General features: G+C 66.4%; 12 protein-coding genes. 6 read left to right on the top strand and 6 right to left on the bottom strand.

Annotated elements, in window-relative coordinates:
* Positions 1-70: 70 nt before the first annotated feature.
* From ACFWF1_RS16655 to ACFWF1_RS16665, 3 genes are all read right to left on the bottom strand, one after another.
* Positions 71-1,159, bottom strand: a complete 1,089-nt coding sequence (locus tag ACFWF1_RS16655; RefSeq protein ID WP_379282865.1) for a hypothetical protein — start codon at positions 1,157-1,159, stop codon at positions 71-73.
* 108 nt (positions 1,160-1,267) lie between these two features.
* A complete protein-coding gene (locus ACFWF1_RS16660; RefSeq protein ID WP_379282867.1) occupies positions 1,268-8,701 on the bottom strand; it encodes a hypothetical protein in 7,434 nt (2,477 codons plus the stop codon).
* Positions 8,702-8,879: 178 nt separating this feature from the next.
* Positions 8,880-10,142 (bottom strand): radical SAM protein, encoded by a 1,263-nt coding sequence (locus ACFWF1_RS16665; RefSeq protein WP_379282868.1) that lies wholly within the window; start codon positions 10,140-10,142, stop codon positions 8,880-8,882.
* Between ACFWF1_RS16665 and ACFWF1_RS16670 the strand changes: the two genes are divergently transcribed.
* The 4 genes from ACFWF1_RS16670 to ACFWF1_RS16685 all read left to right on the top strand — a co-directional run bounded on the left by ACFWF1_RS16670 (position 10,120) and on the right by ACFWF1_RS16685 (position 15,752).
* Positions 10,120-10,245, top strand: a complete 126-nt coding sequence (locus tag ACFWF1_RS16670; RefSeq protein WP_379282869.1) for a hypothetical protein — start codon at positions 10,120-10,122, stop codon at positions 10,243-10,245. The two genes, ACFWF1_RS16665 and ACFWF1_RS16670, sit on opposite strands and share 23 nt — an antisense overlap.
* A gap of 85 nt (positions 10,246-10,330) precedes the next feature.
* A complete protein-coding gene (gene lanL, locus ACFWF1_RS16675; RefSeq protein ID WP_379282870.1) occupies positions 10,331-12,901 on the top strand; it encodes a class IV lanthionine synthetase LanL in 2,571 nt (856 codons plus the stop codon).
* A gap of 1,346 nt (positions 12,902-14,247) precedes the next feature.
* Positions 14,248-14,898 carry a hypothetical protein gene (locus ACFWF1_RS16680; protein WP_379282871.1) on the top strand — a complete coding sequence of 217 codons (651 nt, stop codon included), beginning with the start codon at positions 14,248-14,250 and terminating at the stop codon, positions 14,896-14,898.
* A 188-nt stretch (positions 14,899-15,086) separates the two neighbouring features.
* Positions 15,087-15,752: a GNAT family N-acetyltransferase gene (locus ACFWF1_RS16685; RefSeq protein ID WP_379282872.1), complete on the top strand. Its 666-nt coding sequence runs from the start codon at positions 15,087-15,089 to the stop codon at positions 15,750-15,752.
* Between the two features lie 263 nt (positions 15,753-16,015).
* Here the strand turns inward: ACFWF1_RS16685 and ACFWF1_RS16690 are convergent, their stop codons facing one another.
* Together ACFWF1_RS16690 and ACFWF1_RS16695 are read right to left on the bottom strand one after the other, a co-directional pair.
* Positions 16,016-16,780, bottom strand: coding sequence for an SDR family NAD(P)-dependent oxidoreductase (locus ACFWF1_RS16690; RefSeq protein WP_379282874.1), 765 nt, complete (start codon positions 16,778-16,780; stop codon positions 16,016-16,018).
* Positions 16,777-17,544, bottom strand: a complete 768-nt coding sequence (locus ACFWF1_RS16695) for an SDR family NAD(P)-dependent oxidoreductase (protein ID WP_379282875.1) — start codon at positions 17,542-17,544, stop codon at positions 16,777-16,779. Before ACFWF1_RS16695 ends, ACFWF1_RS16690 begins: the two co-directional genes overlap by 4 nt.
* Before the next feature lie 101 nt (positions 17,545-17,645).
* Here ACFWF1_RS16695 and ACFWF1_RS16700 point away from each other — a divergent pair, with 101 nt between their 5' ends.
* Entirely contained in the window at positions 17,646-18,476 is an 831-nt protein-coding gene (locus ACFWF1_RS16700) for a helix-turn-helix transcriptional regulator (RefSeq protein ID WP_379282876.1), read from the top strand.
* Positions 18,477-18,873: 397 nt separating this feature from the next.
* A complete protein-coding gene (locus ACFWF1_RS16705; RefSeq protein ID WP_379282908.1) occupies positions 18,874-19,380 on the top strand; it encodes an NADAR family protein in 507 nt (168 codons plus the stop codon).
* 248 nt (positions 19,381-19,628) lie between these two features.
* Here the strand turns inward: ACFWF1_RS16705 and ACFWF1_RS16710 are convergent, their stop codons facing one another.
* On the bottom strand, positions 19,629-19,793 hold the full coding sequence (locus ACFWF1_RS16710) for a pentapeptide repeat-containing protein (protein WP_379282877.1): 165 nt from the start codon (positions 19,791-19,793) through the stop codon (positions 19,629-19,631).
* Positions 19,794-19,921: the final 128 nt, after the last annotated feature.

The raw sequence follows: 19,921 nt of genomic DNA on the forward strand, positions 1-19,921 counted from the left end.
ACAAGCAGGTGCCTGGGCGTGTGTTGTAGGGCCGGTCCGCCTGAGCGTCTTGGCTCGCCCAGGACCTCGTTCATCGCGGCTGGTTCGAACGGTTCCGGTGTTCGTCGAGGCGTTGGCGCTGCCGGACCCCGTATGCCGCTTCCTTGACCGCGGTGTCGTCTTCGAGTCCGGATCCCAGGGCACCACCGATGGTCGCGATGGACGCCAGCAACCAGGCCAGGGTCAGGTAGTCGGCAAAGCTCACTGCGTGCCCCAGAACGTGCGCGAACAGTTCTGGGGGAAGGGTCAGGCATGCGGTGCCCAGCAATAGTCCGAACAGGGCTACGTGTAAGACAGCAACGCCGGTGACCAGCGTGATGACGGTCGCGGTGTTGTACAGCACCGATCGCTCGCGGTCGGACGGCGATGTCGGTCGCTCCCACAGTTCGTGGTCCAAAATCAGCCACAGGATCATCGCCACGATCGACAGAATTGTCGCCGCGCTCATGCGCCAGGGGCCCATGGTGTCGGCGAACATCCAGATAGTACTGGTGGCCAGCGCGACCGCGCCTGTGGCGAAGGCACCGACGAGCACCTTCGAGAGTCCGGTGACCAACCGCCACGGCCGGTTGGCCCGCACCATCCCGGAGAGCAGGCGTAGTCGTCGCAGTCCCGGCGGGGTGAAGTATCGGGTGCCCCCGGGGATCTGCGTCGAGGGGAACTGCCGCCCGGCGCCGGCCGGGGTGAGTTGCGGGTCGCCGCTCATGTGGCTGATCGCGAGTTCGGTGACTGTGTGGAGGCGTTGTTGGAGGCGGAGCCCACCCACTCCGGGCACGGAGATGAGCGCGAATCGGTGGTCGATGCTGACCTCGGCCACGATTGGCAGGGTGTCCGCACGTCGGGGCAGATCGGTGAGGTAGACAACGAAGTCTTCGGGTTCGGCGGAGGGATCGACGGTGTCGATCACCTCGGCGAGATCGGCTTGCTCGTCGGGGAGATAGGGCTTGGTGCGCACGCCGGTTGTCCACTGGAGCCCAGAACGGTCACGGCTTCGCAGGCGTGCGGGTAGCGACTTTGCGAGGTGTTCGGCGACAGCGGCAGGTTTGCCCGGATCCGCGATGAGCAACACTGAGACTCGCTGATCAGTTGGGCCGTCGTCCTCGTGCTCGTTGCCGTCCATGGCGGTCGCCTACCCGTGCGAGCTGCCCTGAAACGTTGAGCCGGCCGAACTCTGAACCCGACAGCGACAGATCGATTAACGGCCGCAGGTCCCGGACCTGCGGCTGTTCTACGAGTTCGGCGGGAGATCCGTCGGCTCCGGCTCGTTCGTGTTCTGTTGCGGCTCGGAGCTTCTCGTGCGGAAGTTCGCGCCTCCGGTCCCCGGCCGGGTGGTCGAGTCGGCCGAGGCCTGCAGTGGCGGGAACGAGATGGCCTCGGGCGGTGGGGTTTCGGTGCTGCGCAGCAGCAGATCGCCGATGACCCAGAGGGTTCCCTTCGGTCCGCGGATCTCGAGCACGCCCAGGGCCCGGATGCGATGACCGGTGGTGCCGCCGTTGGCGGTTTCCATGGGGGTGCCGAAGCGCAGGAGTTCGCGGCGGTTGCTGGTGACGGTGCCGGATTGGCCGTGGTCGGCGTGCTCGCCGGTGATCGGGGTATTGAAGGTGCCGCGCTGGCCGCCTTCGCCGGTGTAGCGGACGTTCATCCCGAATGCGGCGGCCGTGGACAGGGTGTTGTCGACCTGGGAGCCGAAGCCGTCGCCGGACCATTCGACGCGGTGGATGGCGGTGTCCTTACTGGTCTTCTCGATGCGGGGCGAATACAGGGTGAACTTGATGGACGTCGTTGTGTCGTGGTCTTTTCCGGTGTGCGGCGCGGGATCGGGCCCGCCTTGCGGCGCGGCGGCGGTCAGGAAGGGCGCGGAGGCGGCGGGGCCGTGGACCGTGAGACGGCCGCTCTCGACGAGGGTGGTCAGGCGGATGAACATGCCCTCCGAGGAGCGGTTGGCCAGGGCCTGCCCGCTCGTGTCCAGGGACGGGTCGACCAGCCGCAGGGCCTGGGCGAGCTGCCCGACGCCGCCGAAGTCGTAGATCTCGATCGGCCGGGACGGTAACCAGGGCGGGCCGCCCAGACGGGAGCGTATGTCGTAGCTGATTGCGTCATCCTCGCCCGGAGTGGCGGGATCGAACCTGTAGATCGCTGGATTGGTGTGGGCGAGAACCGAATCGTCCGGCGGCGTCTCGGAGGTGTTGAACCGGATCAGGACCTGGGCGGCGCGGGTGGTGCGGCCGACGCTCAGCGGAGGCGTGGTCACGTGCGAGACATCCAGGGGCGGTAGGACACCCAACGCCTGACCGGTCGCGGCCAGGCCGTCGATGCCGCGATGTACCAGGTATGTCAGTAGCGCCTCGTCGAGGCGGCGGGATTTCACCTCGACGACGTATCGGTAGGGCACGGGGAATTCGCTGGTGTTGCCGAGAGTGCTTTGCCAGGAACGGATTTCGCGGCTAGATTGCTGAAATTCGTTGACACTGCTCGTGCGTTGCACCGCGAGGTCGAACTTCGGGCGGTGCCCGTTTATCTGCCCGCCGAGGATCCCATCGACCTGATGCCCGCGGGTCTGCGTGGTGGCGACACGGGTCGCGCCACCCAGGGCGGCGCCGTGTCCCGTGGAGTGACCGAAGATATTGTCCAGCCCGGACGTGGCGGTGACTCGTTTACCGCGCGCCTCGGACCACTTCCCGGCGGGGTCCGGGCGGGCGGAAAACTTGACCTCCACCAGCCGTGGCCCCAGCCAGCTCGAGCGATCGATGAAATGAAACACCGCCCCCTCGTCACCGGCATTCGGCAGGGTCCGCAGGCCCAGCGTGGTGGTGTGCTCGTTGATCCGAGTCAGCACGCCGGGCTGATAGTTCACCGTTCCGGGCGTGGTAGCCCGGGGTGCGTGTTCCTCGATCAGCTCCCGCGCCAGATCCTGCAGGTCGTTGCGACCGCCCTCGAGATGCACGTCAGTGACTGTGCCGAAGCCCAGCTTGCCGCTCTCGACGAAAGCGGTCGGCAGCCGGCGATCGGGCTCGTTCGCCTCGGGCACCTCGTAATCGGTGCCGGTGATGAGGCTGTGCGCGGAGACCAGCGCGAGCAGATCGGGGTGGTTCTGCAGATCGTTGTCCACCAGCAGGAACTCGACGGCGTCGGGGATCTCGATCGTCCGGGTGCGCTCTCCGCGCATGCCTCCCGGGAGCACGCCCCTGGCGAAGTTACGGTTGCCGACCCGCACTGTCACGACGTAGTGCGCGGTCGCGGAGAACCGGTGCACCGGGGTGGTGTCCTCGGTGGTGACCCGGAAGACGCCGGAATTGTCGTTGGTGGTGGAGCTTTTCGTGCTGGTCGTGTTGTAGTGGTAGGCGCCGCCACCGACGACGCTGCTGTGGTAATCACCCTCGGAACCGGTATATGTGGCGCCGGTCCGATGACCGCGCTGCGCGGACTCGGTGTGCGCGGAGCCGTTGACCGACTGCAACCAGCGTTCACCGTCCATTTTCGGCGGCTGCGACAGCACCTTGACGTCGGTGAGGTACCCCGTCATCTCGACGGTGATGTCGGTCCCCGCCAACGCTCCCGGCGTGTTTGCGCCCTCGATCACATACGAGTCCCGGAACGTCCGCAGCGCGTTGGCATTCACGTGCTGGGGCGAGAGCGCGGTGTGCGTGAGCTCGTGCGCCATCGACTCCGGATTCGTCGCCGGTTCTCCGACCGCGGTGCGCCACACCCACCGGCCCATTCCGGTGGCCTTGTCCACCGCCCAGTGCGTGCCGTCGCGCACCATCTCGCGCGTCAACTCGCCCAGCGCCGACCGCATCGAGTCCGTATGAGTCTGCGGCTCAGTGTTATTCGTGTCCGCTCGAGCATCGGCGGGATCCGGGTGCGACTCCTGGTGTTCGGCGTCGTGGGGGAATTCGCCCGGGGGAGGCAGGGTTCCGCCTTCGAGGTCGCGCAGGAACCGGATCGCCGGATCGGTTTCGGTGTTCCAGAGCGGAAGCTCGTATTCCTCGGGGCCGTCGGCGAACTCATCCGTGTTGCGCTGACGCTGGAACGCCGGGTCGGTGTTCCAGCGTGGCAGTGCGAATTCCTCGGGATCGTCGGGGAACTCGCCGGGTACCCGTCTGCGGGGCCGGGTGTCCACGCCGGATTCGGACATCGCTCCCGCCGCGTCGTCCGCAGGCTCGGTCTCCGGATCGGCGGCGGAGTCATGGGCCGCAGGTTCGCCCTCGGTCGCTTCGGCAGGGTAGGAGCCGGGCAGCGCCGGGGCGGTCCGGGCGTTCTCGGCGGCCTCGAGTTCGATGCCGTCGATCAGGTCCAGGACGGTCTTGCGGAGCACCTTGCTGCCGCCGACGCGATCGAGCAGGGCGGTCTCCGGGATCCGCAGTACCCCCTTTTCGAGGGTGCGGCCCGGGGACGGCAACGCGAGATTCCGGGTGTCCTGGTCGGTGCGATCGCGCACGATCGGATCCGCGGGTTCGGCGGTGATCTCGGGCTTTTCGGTCGTCGTCCGGTACGTCGGCACGGCCAGCCTGACGGTGCCGTCGGCGGACGACGGCGCGGGTCCGGCGCCGCGGCTGTGACGATGGCCGTGGCGGTCGATGTGACTGTGACTGATCTGCATCCGGTAGGTGACCGGCACGGTGAACACCTGGGTGCCGTCGTCGGTGGGAGACAGCGTGTAGTACTCGTGGCCGGTGCCCGCCGTGGATTCCTGGGTCTTCGACGACTGGCTCGAAAAGGTGTGGTCGGGCGTGAGGTTCTGGAACCACAGATGCTTGGTGTTGTCGAGCGGGTTCGTGATCGAGCCGTTGGTGGCGACATGCCACGCGCGCGGGGTCTTGGTGAACTGCTCGTCCCCGGCAATGGTGGATCCGGTGTAATTCAGCGTCTGCACCTTCGGCAACGTCCATTGGTGCTCGACGCCGTCGAGCGGGGCGCCCGGCGTGGGATAGCGGCGCTCGGCGGCGAGATTGATCGACACCCGCTCGGTGCCTGGGCGGGTGGGCAGCTCGAACCAGACGGCGGTGCCGCCCTCGATCATCTCGTCCAGCGCCGACCGCCGGCCCAGCGCGTTGCTCAGCTGATTGAACTTTCGGAGATTGTTCAATCGCTGTGTGTGCGTGGCTTCCAGGGTCGCGGCGTCCAGCCTGCTCGAGCTCGCACGGCCCGACGGGAAGAAGCCGTGCTCGGACAGCCATTGCCCGGCCTCGACGAGCAGCGGCTCCACGCCATCGACCCGCAGCGGAGTAGTGGAGACGCCCAACTGCTTCAAATGCAGGATTTCTGGTGGTGCATAACGGGTTTCGGTCGGCGCGTGACCGAGCGTCGCCAGCGACGGCACCAGCATGTTGATCGGATAGTCGCGACCACCGTCCAACGGGGAATCCGTCTTCGGTTCGATCGGGGGGCCGTCCGGGCGCACAAGCCGCACGCGCACGGTCATGGTGGGTGTCACGTGCAGCAGCGGCTCGCCGGTGCGCAGCGAATGCGCCATCCGGGCACTGCCGCCGTAGTTCAGGGTGTGGCTGAAGTGCTGGGATACCTTGCCCTGCACCGTGAACTGGCCGCCGCGGGACGGAGTGCCGGTGGCGGGGTCGGTATGCGTTCCACCGAAACCCAGCGACAGCGAGGTGGCTCCGCCGAGCGAGTTGGCGATGGTGGAACTGCCCTGCGCCCGCAGCGACCGCAGCACATACGATTCCAGCACGGACTTTTCCGTAGTCGGCCCGGTGGGCTCGGTCCCGCCGTGCAGGTCGGTGGTGATTTCCAGAAAGCCGATCGGTTTGCCGGACGCGGTGTAGAAGATCGGGGACTCCACCGAGCCGTCTTTCACCTGCCACCCCGAATCATCCGCCTCGGCGTCGCTATCGGAATCGCCATCCGTCCCGGAATCGGCCGGGCGGTCCCACGACATCGGGATCATGCTGCGAACATTGCCCTCGGAGAAGAACTCCCGTAACTGCTCGGCCGAATTGTCGGAGATGTCGTCGAAATGCTCGTCGAACGAGGCCATTACATCGGCCAGGAGTTTGTCGTGGTCCGGGAAGGTGGTTACGCCGTGCAGCGGGACATCGGCACGCAGCCGATCCATCGGAGCGGGAATGGTGGCGGGGTCTTCCGGATCTATTCTGGGTGTCTCGCCGGACTTGGACACGTAGCCCGGGAACCAGACCAGCAGCTTGTTCGGCGCGTCTCCGGTGGTGGCCCGCCACTGCCCGGCAGGCGGTTTCGGCGACAGCAGGTCACGCGGGCCGTCGTTTTCACGCAGCTCCCAGACCATTTCGTAATCGAAAGGCCACGACCGCCCCTTGCTCCGGATGATGGTCATCGGCTGCACCGTCGCGCCCACCGACACACCGGTACTCAACTGGTTGTGCACGATGTCGACCTCCGGCGTCAGCGTGACGGAGCTCAGCTTTTCGTTACCGGTGCCCCACCGGATGGCATGCGCATAGGAGAACGCCCGCAGGTCGCTGCTGCCTGCGTTGTCACCGGTGTCGGAAATCCAGAACGCCCACCGCTGAATTCCGACCGGTGGCCCGTCCTGCAGGGGCTCGATCTGTTCCTTCGCCGGCCCGATCGCCCGCAGCGACACCCGCAATGACACCGGATAGCTGCGGCCCCGATACTGCACCCGCAGCGGCATGCCCGACTCGCTCAGCAGGCGAGCCCACTCGCTCGACAGCAACCGCCCGCTCAGCACCCGCCGCACCTCGGCCCGGAAGCCCTCGTCCGCGCCGCGGTTGCCCTCCACCGTGCGGAAAACCTGCTCGTGCAGCCATTCCACCGTCTCCTGCGGCACCGGAGTGATGTGATTCAGGTCCTGGGAACCGTCGCGGCGGGTACCGAAATCCCGGATCGGATCGCTCATACCGTCCGGCGGGGTGATCTCGATCGTGGGAATCTCCCGCTGGGGTTCCTCCTGCGTAGTCCGCGCTGATTCGTCGGCGATATCGTGCTCGTCGGGCGGACCCGCCGGGTCCCCGACCCGTCGCTTGCCTCGCACCCACGCCGCCCGGCGTGCCCGGTAGGCGGAATCCTCCGAGTCGGAGGCGTCGTCGCGGGTTTGGTCATATCCGGTTGTGCGGTGCGAGTGGATGGAGTCCTCGTCCGATACCGTTTCCCAGTCCGACTCGTGTTCGGACGGCGGGCGCTGCTCCGACACAGCGATACGAGTGCTGCTGCCGATCCCGGTGCCGGGGGTCTGTTGCCGCGGCGCGGTCGAATCGCTGATGCCCTGCTGTGTTTGCCCGACGGCATCCGTGGCGCCGGGGTTCGCTGAATAGGCTGCCGCAGCGTGGATATCGGCCGGCCAGGCTTGGGCTGCGCGGTGGCTTGGGTGCCCGGACCGCGTGGTGGAAGTACCGGCAGAAGTCGTGATCGTCCACACTGGCGGGCCGACGGTGTTGGTGGCCGGCAGCAGCGCGACGCGCGCTGCGGGAGCAGCACCCCGCAGGTCCTTTTCGTCGAGGAACATGGTTGCGGGCGTGTTCGCGGTGATCAGCGTCCTACCGCCTAGGCCGTGCGCGATCTGCTGGCAAGCCAGGGCCGGCACCGCGTCGAAGTCGGTCAGCAGTAGCACCCGCGAGGGCGTCCGTCCTCCGCTTACGGTCAGGTCCTTGCGCAGGCGCCGCCCGAACGCAGACGGTGTCTCCCAGTAGGTCAGGTCCCGCCGGGCGTCATAGACCGCGAACCCACCGTCGGCGAAGTAGCCGACCACGATGGCTGTGTCGTGCAGGTCGAACGGCAGCTGGCCCAGTTCCCGGCTGTGCCACGGGCGCGCTGTGGTGGTGAGCGGGTTGGTGTGTGGCTGGTAGGCGTGGTTCGGTGTCCAGGCCACATGCGAATAGCTCAGTCGCGCGTTCAGGGCAGCGAATCGGGAGCGGTAGTCACGCCGGTCGAAGTAGCACAGGCCGCGGGTGCGCTGACCACCGAACAGGTACGGGCGCAGTCCGGCGGGCAGCACAGTACCGGGCGGAGCGGACCGTTCGACCAGCCAGCTGGTGGGGTCGGTGGGGAACCGGGATCGGTACGCCCACCGCACCCGGTCACCGGCCAGGCCCTGGGGGTAGACCGATCCGAACCGCCCGCCGCGGCCGCTCGGGGTGCAGTGCAGGCCCACCCGCACACCGGTCGCGGCATGTCCGGCGCCGACGGACATCAGACCGTGGGGAAACCAGACCAGACGCCCGGTCAAGTCGGCCAGTTGCTGGCGCACCCGGCCCTCGCTGCAGGTCAAGACCACCACCGGGTCCTCCAGCCGCCGCGTCGTGGTACTCAACTCCGGCAGCCCCCGCAGCCACGAGCCCAGCGCCTGATCGGTGACCGGCTGCGCCACCTCGTCCACCACCAGGCACACCTCATCCCGTGGAGACGAGTGCGCCATCAGCAGGAACGGGTCCAGGCCCGCAGGCCACGGCCAAGGCCGACCCGTGACCTGCGCCAGTTCCTCGGCGACCCGGTAATGCCCCGTAGCCCGCGGAAAGAGGCCCGTCGACGCCGGCCGAACACGGTAGTAGCCGCTGAAACCGGCCAGCGCCGAACCAGGAGCGGGCGTCCCCGTGGTGCCCGGTCCGCGGTGGTTCGCGATCCCCTGGACGGGCACGGACAGGGACATGTGCACGACGAACCCGCCCATTTCCCCGGGAGCGAGAGTGACAGTTCTGCCATCCAGCGTTGTCAAAGCCAGAGAATCTGTCAGAAGCACTGACGGCCCGCCTAAGAATCCATTGAAGTTATGGCCACTCCGCAGCGCCGGGGTTCCTTGCCGCGCTGTGAGACAGTCAGAACTTATATTTCGTGAATCCTGTTGGAGTGTCAGCGATTCGGATCACCGTGATCGTATCCCTCACTGCGCGCGATTACCGCTGGAAGACGGGGCGACGATCGATCCTGGCGCGGTCGGCCGCATCACCGAAGTGGTAGTCGAGACGGCGGGCCGCTTCCGCCCAGTCGCGCATGGTCCGTACCGGGCCGAGCGTCTGGACGACGAACGGGTCGCTCCACCTAGCTACCGCCCGCTCCCAGAGGGTCATCGCGGGCTCGTCGAGCACGCTGCCCACCGTGCCCTCGTAGATCGGCATGGCATGCACGCCGCCGTCCGGTCGGACGTGCATGATGGGCGTGACGCGCCCGTTCGCGACGTCGTCCGGGTGGATCATGTCCCGCCAGTGGTTGTCGATCCTGATCTCCACCCCCGCGGGGGCGAGGCTGCGCAGACGCTCGAGATATTCGGGGCTGAGCAGCCGGTGGGATTCGGTGTCACCGAGCAGTTCGTGGTCGACGAAACCCGCCCGATTGGCAAGTCCCGCAGGCATGGTCACCGTGAAGACCAGGTGCCGAAGTTCGGGAAAGCGAGGCGCGATCGTCGTGCAGAACTCTTCGACCTGGTGCAGGTTGCCGCGCATGATCGAGACCTCGATGCCGAGTGTGCCGGGCACGGTATCGGCGGCTTTCATCCGGCGCGACGTATCGTCGAGGATCGCCAGCGCGGCCATGCCTCGGTCGTATGCCCGCGCCCGGCCCCTGATTCGGTCGTGCACCTCGGCGGTGGCGCCGTCCATGCTCACCGCGACCGTGCGGAAGTGGCGCAGCGCTTCTTCCGCTTTGGCCGCGTCCACCGGCAATCCGCTCGTGTACAGGATGACGGAGATGTCCTCCCGCCCGAATCGCTCGGCAACCTCGAACAGGCCGTCCACCAACAGTGGCTCCCCACCGGCGATCGCGACTTCCTGCGGGCGAAGGGAAATGAACGCTTCGGTCATCCGGAAGAGTTGCTCGCGTGTCGGATGCATGGTCTTTCGTCTGCCCGACTCGGAATAGCAGTGTATGCACCGTAGCGGGCACGCATACGTGATGTCCCAGATGATTCCGATCGGACCATGGTGGACGTCCACGGAGATACCCCTTCCCCCAAACCAATTGGGCTGGTTGTCAGTCACGGTAGTACGCCGGAAAACGGTCGGCGACAATCGGTTCGTTGAGCGGACCGTCCATGGCTTTCGGCAGCTCCGGTACGAACAATGGTTGCTGCGCCCGGCAATTCGGCCGATCGCTGTCGGGTCGGCGGCGACCCGATTCGAGAAAGTAGGGAGAGCGAAGATGGAGTTCGAGAAGCTGACCACCGATGTGGCGGCGCTGCAGACGCTGCCGGAACGCGATCATGGTGTCGGCACGGTCATCTGGCCGGACCCGACCCGGGGCCAAGCCTGCCACGGTGACAAGTAATTCGGCGGTAGTCGTTTCGGCGTCGGATGACGTCGCGGAGGGGAGAGTTGTCTCCCCTCCGTGCTCGGCACTGGTTGATCTGGCCATGAATCACCCGGCGTGGCAATCCGATTGGCAAGTATGGACGGACGAATTCTGGTGCCACCTCGACCCGGGCCGCTACCACCTGCCTCGCCAAGGGTGGAAGCTGCATGTTTCCGCCACGGTCGGCACGGCCACCGCGGTGCTCGACCGGACGCTGGACATAGTGCTCCGTGCCGGATGTATATGTAAATTCGCCGTGTCACTCGACCGTGTCCGGCAACTGAATTCGGCTGATTACCCACGCGGCAGCGCAGGCAAATTCATCACGGTCTATCCCGCCGACGACGACCAATTACGTTTGCTTGCCGCGCAGTTACACGAGGCGACCGCGGGACTGGCCGGCCCGACTATCCTTTCGGACCGTCCCTACGCGGCCGGCAGCCTGATCCACTATCGGTACGGGGAATTCGTCGGCGAGGACGCACTCGGCAATGACGGCGCCTACCTGCCGGTCCTGACCGCACCGGACGGCAGCAAGGTCGAGGACCGGCGAGAGGGCCGGTTCACCCCACCGCCATGGGCGAGCGACCCCTTCGCGCGGTCCGACCCGGCCGGCGAAGCAGTCGACGGGGTTTTGCTGGCGGACCGATTCGTGGTGCGCCGGGCGATCGTCCACGCCAACAAGGGGGGTGTTTTCGAGGCGACCGATCGGTTCACCGGCGCGGAGGTGATCATCAAGCAGGCTCGCGCCGGGGTCGGCGATGGTCCGCACGGCTGGAATGTGCAGGACACACTGCGCAATGAGGCCGAGATGCTGGACCTACTGTCTCCCACGGGTGTGGTGCCGCGCAGGCTTGCGATGTTCGAGCAGCAGGGCGACCTGTTCCTGGTCCAGGAAGAGATTTCCGGGACGACATTTCTCGAGTGGCGCAGGCAGCGGCACGGCGCCACCGGCTGGCGAGCGATGGCGCTCCGGCTGATCGAGACGATCGGCGCGGTGCACGCGGAAAACGTGGTGTTTCAAGATCTCTCGGCGACGAATGTGATGGTCCGCGCGGACGGCTCACTGATCCTGATCGATCTGGAGTTCGCCTGTCGGCCAGGCAGCACCTCGATGTCGGCCTGGACACCGGATTACGCGGCCCCGGAACAAGTTACGGGCGCACCCGCCGATTTCGCCGCGGATTGCCATGCGCTCGGTGCGCTGTTGTTCCTGCTGTGTACCGGCAGCAAACCGGGCTTCGCCCCCGATGACCCACCCACACGAAGCAACCGCGACCGAATCGCTCAACTGCTCGAGCTCGCCGCGGAGACCGACCGTGACATTGCGTCGGCCACGCCGCTGCTGCTCGGTCTACTCGATGACGAGCCTGCGCAACGCTGGTCCCTCGACCTGGCCCGCACCTATCTGGCCGGTACGCACCGAGGCCGGCCGCACAGTTCGCCCCCGCGCCGTGTGATCGACATCGATCGCTTGCTGGCCGACGGCATCGACCATCTCCTCGGCTCGATGACTCCCGACGGTGCGCTGCTGTGGCCAACGAGTAAGGGCGGCAAGCGAAGTGACCCCTGCAATGTGTACAACGGCGCGGCCGGCGTACTCGCCACCCTGACCCGGGTCGCCGGCGTGCGCGATGACGACCGAGCATCGGCCGCGCTGCGGATCGCCGCCGACTGGATCATCGATAGGCTCGGCTCGGGGCATAACCCAGCGCCCGGTCTGTACGTCGGCCGTTCCGGTACGGCCGTAGCACTCTGTGACGCCGGCCGATTTCTGCGTTCCGAGAACCTGGTGCGCGCCGGAGTGGAACTGTTCGGCCAGGTATCGACGGACTGGCCGAACCATGACGTCACCCACGGGCTCGCCGGCGCCGGGAGCGCGGCATTGCTGCTCTGGTCCTCGACGGGCAGACCGACATTTCGCGACCGTGCGGCAGACTATGCGGCACTGCTCGCCGATCGTGCCGAACACAGCCGCGGTGCGTTGGTGTGGCCGGTCCCCAGCGATTACGACCCTCGATACGCGGGCTTCGTCGACTACGGGTTCGCGCACGGCACCGCCGGGATAGCTGCCTTCCTCCTTGCCGCAGGGGTGCGCTTGAACGAGCCGTCCTGGATCGAACTGGCGGGGGAGGCGGCCGAAAGTCTGTACGAGGCAGGTGTAGACACCGAGGCCGGTGCGCTGTGGCCGATCGGACCGCGCGACCCGACTCGGCTACTTGATCATTGGTGCAGCGGATCGGCCGGCATCGGCACCTTCCTGCTTCGGTTCGGGCAGACCACCGGCGACCCGCGTGCCCTGCGCTGGGCCGAAAGAGCCGGCGACGCGGTGTGGGCACGCAGATGGATGGCGGGCCCCTCGCTGTGCCACGGCCTTGCCGGGAGTGGCGAATTGTTGCTCGACTTGCTGGCGGCCACCGGAGACGATCGGTTTCATGCGCGGGCGCGGGACGTCGCCACGGCTCTCGCAGTGCGCGCCGGAATACACGGGGGACGTTTGCTGGCCGCGGACGAGTCGACAACGGCGTACGGCGCCGACTACGCCGTCGGCGTCGCGGGCTGGGTCGATTTCCTGCTGAGGCTGAAGTACGGCACCCCCGTTGATCCGATCAGTTTCACTCGCGGCCCATAGACCGACGCCGCGGCGATGGTATCCACCGGCGGCCACGGCCGCAGCGCCCCGGGCAAGCCAGATCCGTTCTGGCTCAGAACATCCGATATCGCCACCCACAGCGCGGTCCGAACGTCCGCATCTGCCGCCGAGCGCGCGTTCCGAGCGGTCAGTGGCCCGGCGTCCTGCGCGGCGAGATCGGCTGCGGCGCAGAACGTCCGCTTCTGCCGTTGCGACACGAGGTCACACGATGCGAGTGAACTCGCAGATAGGAGGGCCGAATCTGGATTCGGCTGTGTGAGTTCCGGGCTCGTGCTCGATGCCCGGCCCCGCTCTGACGTGCGTTGCTGGTAACGGCAGGGTGCGAAGCTCAGAGGAACGCCGAAGGGCTCCCGTTCTATCCGGGGGCCACGGGTTAGGGGCAGGTCGGACGGGTGAATTGCGTGAACCTTCGTTGATGTCTCGTAAATGGGGCCCTGTCGATGGGATGAAGTGCTGGCGGGGAGTAGGGGCTGGTCGTTGTGAAGCGGCAGGCGCCGGTCGGGGACGGCACTCGACCGGGAGAGCACCGCCGTCCCCGGGATATAGGAGGCACCCTCCCCGGTCGTATCTCGCGCGTGTGGAACGTGGTAACCCCGACGGGGTCCGGGCGTCGAAAGTTGGTGTCCGGTGGGCTGACTGTGAGGAAAGCTGAACTCCCCGAGCGGGATTGGGATGGCCCGAGAAGCGAATGCCGGTGGCCGAAAGGCGGCGGGAAACCGCGACCGAAATGGCTGGCCCCTCCGCCAGCTGGTCGTGGATAACCGGCCGGATACCGGACCAGCAAGTGTCCGGACCTGATTAGGGGGCTGACGCGGGCCAGGTGAGCTCGTGGTGGAAGAAGGCGGTCAAGACGCTGGAACCGACGGACAAGTTAGACGCCGGAGCGGCGCGAGCCGTGAAGGTGAACGGACCAGAGGGCGACGTCTTCGTCTATGTCACTCAAGGATTGGGCACGGCGAGGACTTGTACGGCGACAACGGCCCCTGACCGCTACGGGCTTGCTTGAGCCGGATGCATAGTAATGTGCACGTCCGGTTCTGAGGGGGGCCGGGCGCAGTAATGCGCCCGGCCTACCCGGCATGTGCGCGTGTTCTCGGTCTGTGGGGTGGACCTCTCGATGGTGATCCCGAAAGTGGACACAACGCCAGGTTCTCTGCCTGCGGATGCTGGGCATTTAGGATCTTCTACGCGTTCCGCAGTCGATTTGATAGTGCGCGTGGTCATCCGAGAACGGGCCCGCACCGAAGACCAGATGAACTTGTTGCACAGCAGATCCTGCTCGACCGGCAAGTCACCGGCCCGCACAGTCGAACCGAAGGAGATCTATGCTCACGTCCACTCGTGTTCTCGCACCCGTCCTTCTCGCCGCGAGCATCGGCGTTGCGCTGACGCTAGCCACTGCTCCCGCTTCCGCAGAACCGCCCACTGCGCCTGAACTGTGTACCGCCAAGCAGGAACGAGACGCTGAGGGCAACCGCAAAGCGATCAATGACTGCTATTTGGCCCGAGCAGTGAGTGCGTCGGCGCGATACAAGGGCGTACCACTCACGGAGGAACAGAAGAAGGACAAGATCGCCTTCGTGAAGCCCGATATCGGGGTGGAGGCGATACGCAACCATGCAGGTGAGTTGGCCACCCTCGCTTCCATAGTGACCTGCCGTATCGCAGCGAGGGCAGGCGGCGCCCTGTGTATCCCCGACTGGAACGCCTGCGTCAAAGACAAGGATGAACACGAGTGCGAAATCCTCGCAGGCAGACGACCCGATTCCACCAAGAACGAGGATTCCATCGAGGACGATAAGCCGGCCGACGACGCCCTGCCCGCACCCATGCGAAAGGCCAAAGAAACCGCCATCCGCGCCGCCAAGGCAGCGGGCCGGCTCGGTCTGCATTCAGACGCAGAGGACCGTATCGCGGCCAACGACGCCGAAGCGGCTGCCGTGACCGCGGCTCGAGCCATGAAATGGGTCAACTAAGCCTTGACGCGGTGACGGAGATATCGGGAGATATCTCCGCCACTCGTTTCCGGTCCGATTACCCGCCAAGGCTTTAGATCGTGACGCCCAACATCCGCTATTGCCGCTGCGCGGTCGGTCAGCGGCCAAGATATGTTGCGGCTCAGGACGCCCCATGACGCCGATTTCGGTGCAGGTGCGAACACCCTATGCTGCCGCTGCTCAGCCGATCCCTGAGCGAGATCCCGACGATATTCGGATGCGTTGTGGCACTGATCCTCTGGTCAAAGCAGGTGCGATCGGAGCGGTACGGTGGCGGGGTGCCCGCGACGATCATTTTGACAGCGCCGCAGACGCAGTACGAGGCTGCGCTGCGACTGCGCCCCTGGCGGTCCGATGACTTGCCGTCTTTGGTTGCGGCACATCGCGATCCGGGATTGCGTCGCTGGCTAACTAATCCACTCGTCGAGGAAGCCGACGCCCGGAACTGGCTCCGAGCCCAGGTCGTCGGCTGGTCGACCGCCACCCGGTTCAGCTTCGCGGTGGTCACCGACAGTGAGAAACTCGTCGGTCATGTAATGGCGAAGGTTGTCGCCCCAGATGTCGCCGAGGTTGGGTACTGGACCGCCGCCCACGCACGAGGACACGGTGTCGCCGCCCGCGCCTTGGAGACGTTGTCGCGATGGGCATTGAATGAGCAGCACAGACCTCACCTGACCAGGCTCGAGCTACTACATGAGGAGGGCAATCACGCCTCCTGCCGAGTAGCAGAGAAGTCCGGCTTTGCCCTCCATGAACGGCTCCCGGCCGCGCCACCCACCTTTCCCAACAACGGACATCTACACATCCTTACCGCCACCATGAACCCAACGTAGCCCTCGCCGAATGTTCGCAATTGCCGCGACCCGCGCGGTTCGAAGCGGCCAGCGCGAGCCTGCGGAAGATCAACGGGTCGAACAACTCCTGGCCGTCGGCAGTGCGCGCTAATGCCGATTATGTGGTGTTCGTGGCTCTGCGAGGTCCGAACTATGAAGTATCGGTAGGGCAGATGCCGCGGGCATCGTGCGCGCTGTCACCACGTGGCATGATCACCGCCGCGCCGACCCGATCACCTCGACGTTGCGAATCAGTCATCCGGTCAGTGCGCGGTGAGACCGCCGTCGACGACGAGCTCCGCGCCTGTGATGTAAGAGGATTCGGCACTGGCGAGGAAGAGCATGGCGTACGCGATCTCCGCGGCCAGACCGGCGCGGCGCATGGGTGTGCGCACAATGTCGGGTTGTTCGTCGCCCTGTTCGTCGAGAATGTCCTGGATCATCGGTGTCGCGATGACCCCCGGGTGCACGGAATTGACCCGCACTCCGCGCGTGGCGTACTCGACGGCGGCGGTCTTGGTCAGCAGCCGTACCGCGCCCTTGGACGCGTGATAGGCGGCGGCCCCGCCACTTCCGACGATGCCGAGAACCGACGAGGTGTTCACGATCGAGGCGGCACCCGATGCGCGCAGCAGCGGCATGGCCGTTTTCATCCCGAGCCAAGTACCGGTCTGATTGACCGCGATCACACGATCCCACGCATCTTGCTCAGTGTCTTCGACCCCGCCCCAGTCCACCACCCCCGCGACATTGATCAGGATATCGAGACCGCCGAACTGCCGACCGGTCGACTCGACGACCCGCCTCCACTGCTGCGCCGACGAAACATCCAGCGCGGCACCGAGAACCTCGGCACCGTCGGCCCGAAGTCGCGCCGCGAGCGTCTGGACCGCGTCTTCGTCGAGATCGGTGACGACCAGCCGCGCGTGCTCACGGGCGAACAGCTCCGCGGTGGCCAGCCCGATGCCGCCGGTCGCGCCGGTGATCAGCGCGACCTTGCCGGTGAGTCGTCCGTTCAGCGAGCTCACTGGGCGGTCCAGCCGCCGTCGACGGCCACCAGCGCACCGGTGATGAAGCTCGACGCATCGGAGCACAGGAAGGCAACGGTCTCGGCTACCTCCTCGGGGCTCCCGATCCGGCCGATCGGATGCGCCGACCCGAACGAGGCGAGCATCTCGCGGCCGTTGTCGACCACGCCGTCCATGATGTCGGTATCGATCACGCCGGGCAGCACCGCGTTGGAGCGAATTCCCTTGGGCCCGCCCTCGATCGCGAGCACACGCGTGATCTGCGCGAGCGCGCCCTTCGACGCGGCGTAGGCGGTCTGGGTGGCAAAGGCGACGAGCGAGGAGACCGACGCGATCGAAACGATCGCCCCGCCACCGCCCGTCTCCATCACCCGAAACGCCTCACGGGCCTGCACGAAGTTGCCGCGGGCGTTGATCCGCATGATCGCGTCGAACTCCTCGACGCTCGTTTCGGTGATCGGCTTGTTCAGGGTGCGGCCCGCGTTGTTGACCAGGATATCGAGGCGCCCGAACCGGTCGATGGCCGATCGCATGGTGGCGCGCGCCAATTCCTCATCGGAGACGTCGCCGACGAGGGCGGCCACGTGCTCCGGGTCGTTCGTGGCCAGCTGCTCGACGGCGTCGAGGCGGTCGGTGACAACCAACCGGGCGCCGCGCGCACGCAGCAGAGTGGCGGTGGCGTGGCCGATGCCGCGGGCCGCGCCGGTGACAACGGCCACCCGGCCGGTGAGATCCCAGGAAGACGGAACAGACGTTTGTGTCATGCCGACCACGATGGCCGCATCGAGGTCGGCCTGGCAGGCAGCCGTTCTCCTGGGAGTAACGCACCCATGAACGCCACCGCTATCCCGCATACGATGCGGACATGGCAGCATCCGAACTCGGCGACTATCTGCGTGCCCGCCGTGCACAGCTGCGGCCGGACGAGGTGAATCTCCCGACCATCGGTACGCGCCGGGTACCCGGCCTGCGGCGCGAAGAAGTCGCACTGTTGGTCGGGCTCAGCGTCGACTACTACGTGCGGCTCGAGCAGGGACGCGAACGCGGACCGTCGGCACAGGTGGTCGACGCCCTGGCCACCGCGCTGCGCCTGGACGAGGACGGCCGCCTGCACCTGTTCCGGCTGGCCGGGCTCAGCCCGCGGGCCCGCGCGGCCGCCGTGCCCGACCGCGTCGACCCGAGCCTGCTCCAGCTCATGGACGCCTGGCCGGACAACCCGGCCATCATCTACAACCGCGCCTACGACGTCCTCGCCGCCAACGCGATCGCCGACGCGCTGTTCCACGAATGGACCCACTCACGCAACCTCATGCACATGGTCTTCACCGATCCGGCCGCGCGCAGGTTCTACGTGGACTGGCATGACGTCGCCCGCAACTCCGTCGCGGGCTTGCGGCTCGGCTACGGCGCGGCCCCGCAAGACCCGCGAATCCAGCGGGTTCTCACCGAATTACGTGACGGGAGCTCCGAATTCGCGCAGCTGTGGACCGCCAACGACGCGCGGGGAAAAACCATGGAAAGCAAGCGCTTCGAGCACCACGCCGTCGGCCCGCTGACACTGACGATGCAGACCTTCGACGTCCGCTCCAGCCCGGGCCAGGCGCTCGTCGTCTACCACGCCGCCCCCGGCTCCCCGAGCAGCGAAGCCCTCGCGCTCCTCGGATCACTGGCCGCCACTGCCCGCGAAGGCATTTGATCAACCCTGCGGAGTTCCGGCGCGTTGCAGGACTGCGAATTCGTGCGGATCCTGTGCGCAAGCGATAGGGCAGGCAGGCATCGTATGCCAAAGTGCTTCAGATCGAACGCACGATAATGCGCTGGGCGCGCGTTCTGCGCGGCGAGATCGACTGCGGCGCGGGTCCGTCCGCTCATGCCGATGTGCGCGCGGTGAACCGTCACGGGTTGGGGGCCGCACGGGTGGAGCGCCATCGCCTCGGCCTCATCACACTCACAACTCGCCGGGGTTATTGGGTGGCTGATTGCTGGTGTTGGGTGTGAAGATCGTCGGTGTGAGTATGGAGAGGTCGGTGGGCTGTCGCAGCCGGGAGGAGCTTGTTGCGGGGGTCCGGGCGGGTGGTGTTCCCAAGTGGCTTATGTTCTGGGGGCACCAGCCGCTGAAGAATGGGGGTGTGGGCCCGGGCTGCTTGAGCCAGTGGTGGCCTGCGCCGTTCGTCGTGGATAAAACGACATATGGTTCGGCCGAGCATTGGATGATGGCGGGAAAGGCTCGGATCTTCGGCGACGAAGAGACGCGGGGGCGGATCTTGTCGGCGCGTAGCCCGGCGGAGGCGAAGAAGCTGGGCCGGTTGGTGCGTGGCTTCGACGAGCAGGTGTGGGCCGGCGAGCGCTTCGAGTTGGTTGTGGAGGGCAGTGTGGCCAAGTTCGGGCAGCACGCGGAACTGCTGGCGTATCTTCTGGGCACGAGGCAGCGCGTATTGGTCGAGGCCAGCCCGGTGGACCGTGTCTGGGGTATCGGGCTGGCCGCGACAGACGACCGCGCCACCGATCCTGAACGCTGGCGCGGTCTCAACTTGCTGGGCTTCGCTTTGATGGAGGCCAGGTCACGGATAGCTCAAGGGGCGACCGGCGCGGACGTGTAGCGGCATGGTTTGTGTGGCGACCAAGACCGGCGACTCTTCCGGCTTTCCTGAATGCGCGGATCACTTGGTGACGACGCAAAGCCTCACCTCGCATGCTTGGAGTAAGTGAAGATCTTGATGACGGCTCTCCACCTGGGAATGAAATCTGTTGCTGGAGTGGCGTTCTGGCCGCCAGTACCGTAGCCGCTATCGGCGGTCAGCGTACAGACGCGGCCCGCGTGTACCCCTCCGGCCACACCATGGTCTTGTCATAGGGTCGCATTAGTGAGGCGCGTGTCGATCAAGTCTGCACCGGCCAGGTTCGTGCCGGTCAGGTTCGCCTTAAACAAGGTGGTGTCGGTGGGGTTCGCGTCGCGTAGTGCGGCGCCGTCTCTGCAACGGGCGCATCTGGTCCGAATAGGTACTTTGGCCAAGCAGCGATCCGACCCCCAAGGAACGCGCGGTAATGGCTCCCCTTTAGGTCAAGCCCCTAGCAGTGGTCTTGGGGTTAATCTGTTTGATGGGTCCGGGTTGTGGCTTGTCCGAAGGATCGGTGTGCGGG

The sequence above is a fragment of the Nocardia sp. NPDC060255 genome, from assembly GCF_042727395.1.
GTDB lineage: Bacteria > Actinomycetota > Actinomycetes > Mycobacteriales > Mycobacteriaceae > Nocardia.

What these genes read in the sequence shown, in the direction of transcription:
- ACFWF1_RS16700 (WP_379282876.1), top strand. Translation starts at nt 17,646, where the DNA reads ATGGCAGCATCCGAACTCGGCGACTATCTGCGTGCCCGCCGTGCACAG.
- ACFWF1_RS16670 (WP_379282869.1), top strand. Translation starts at nt 10,120, where the DNA reads ATGGAGTTCGAGAAGCTGACCACCGATGTGGCGGCGCTGCAGACGCTG.
- ACFWF1_RS16685 (WP_379282872.1), top strand. Translation starts at nt 15,087, where the DNA reads ATGCTGCCGCTGCTCAGCCGATCCCTGAGCGAGATCCCGACGATATTC.
- ACFWF1_RS16705 (WP_379282908.1), top strand. Translation starts at nt 18,874, where the DNA reads ATGTTCTGGGGGCACCAGCCGCTGAAGAATGGGGGTGTGGGCCCGGGC.
- ACFWF1_RS16695 (WP_379282875.1), bottom strand. Translation starts at nt 17,544, where the DNA reads ATGACACAAACGTCTGTTCCGTCTTCCTGGGATCTCACCGGCCGGGTG.
- ACFWF1_RS16680 (WP_379282871.1), top strand. Translation starts at nt 14,248, where the DNA reads ATGCTCACGTCCACTCGTGTTCTCGCACCCGTCCTTCTCGCCGCGAGC.
- ACFWF1_RS16655 (WP_379282865.1), bottom strand. Translation starts at nt 1,159, where the DNA reads ATGGACGGCAACGAGCACGAGGACGACGGCCCAACTGATCAGCGAGTC.
- lanL (WP_379282870.1), top strand. Translation starts at nt 10,331, where the DNA reads ATGAATCACCCGGCGTGGCAATCCGATTGGCAAGTATGGACGGACGAA.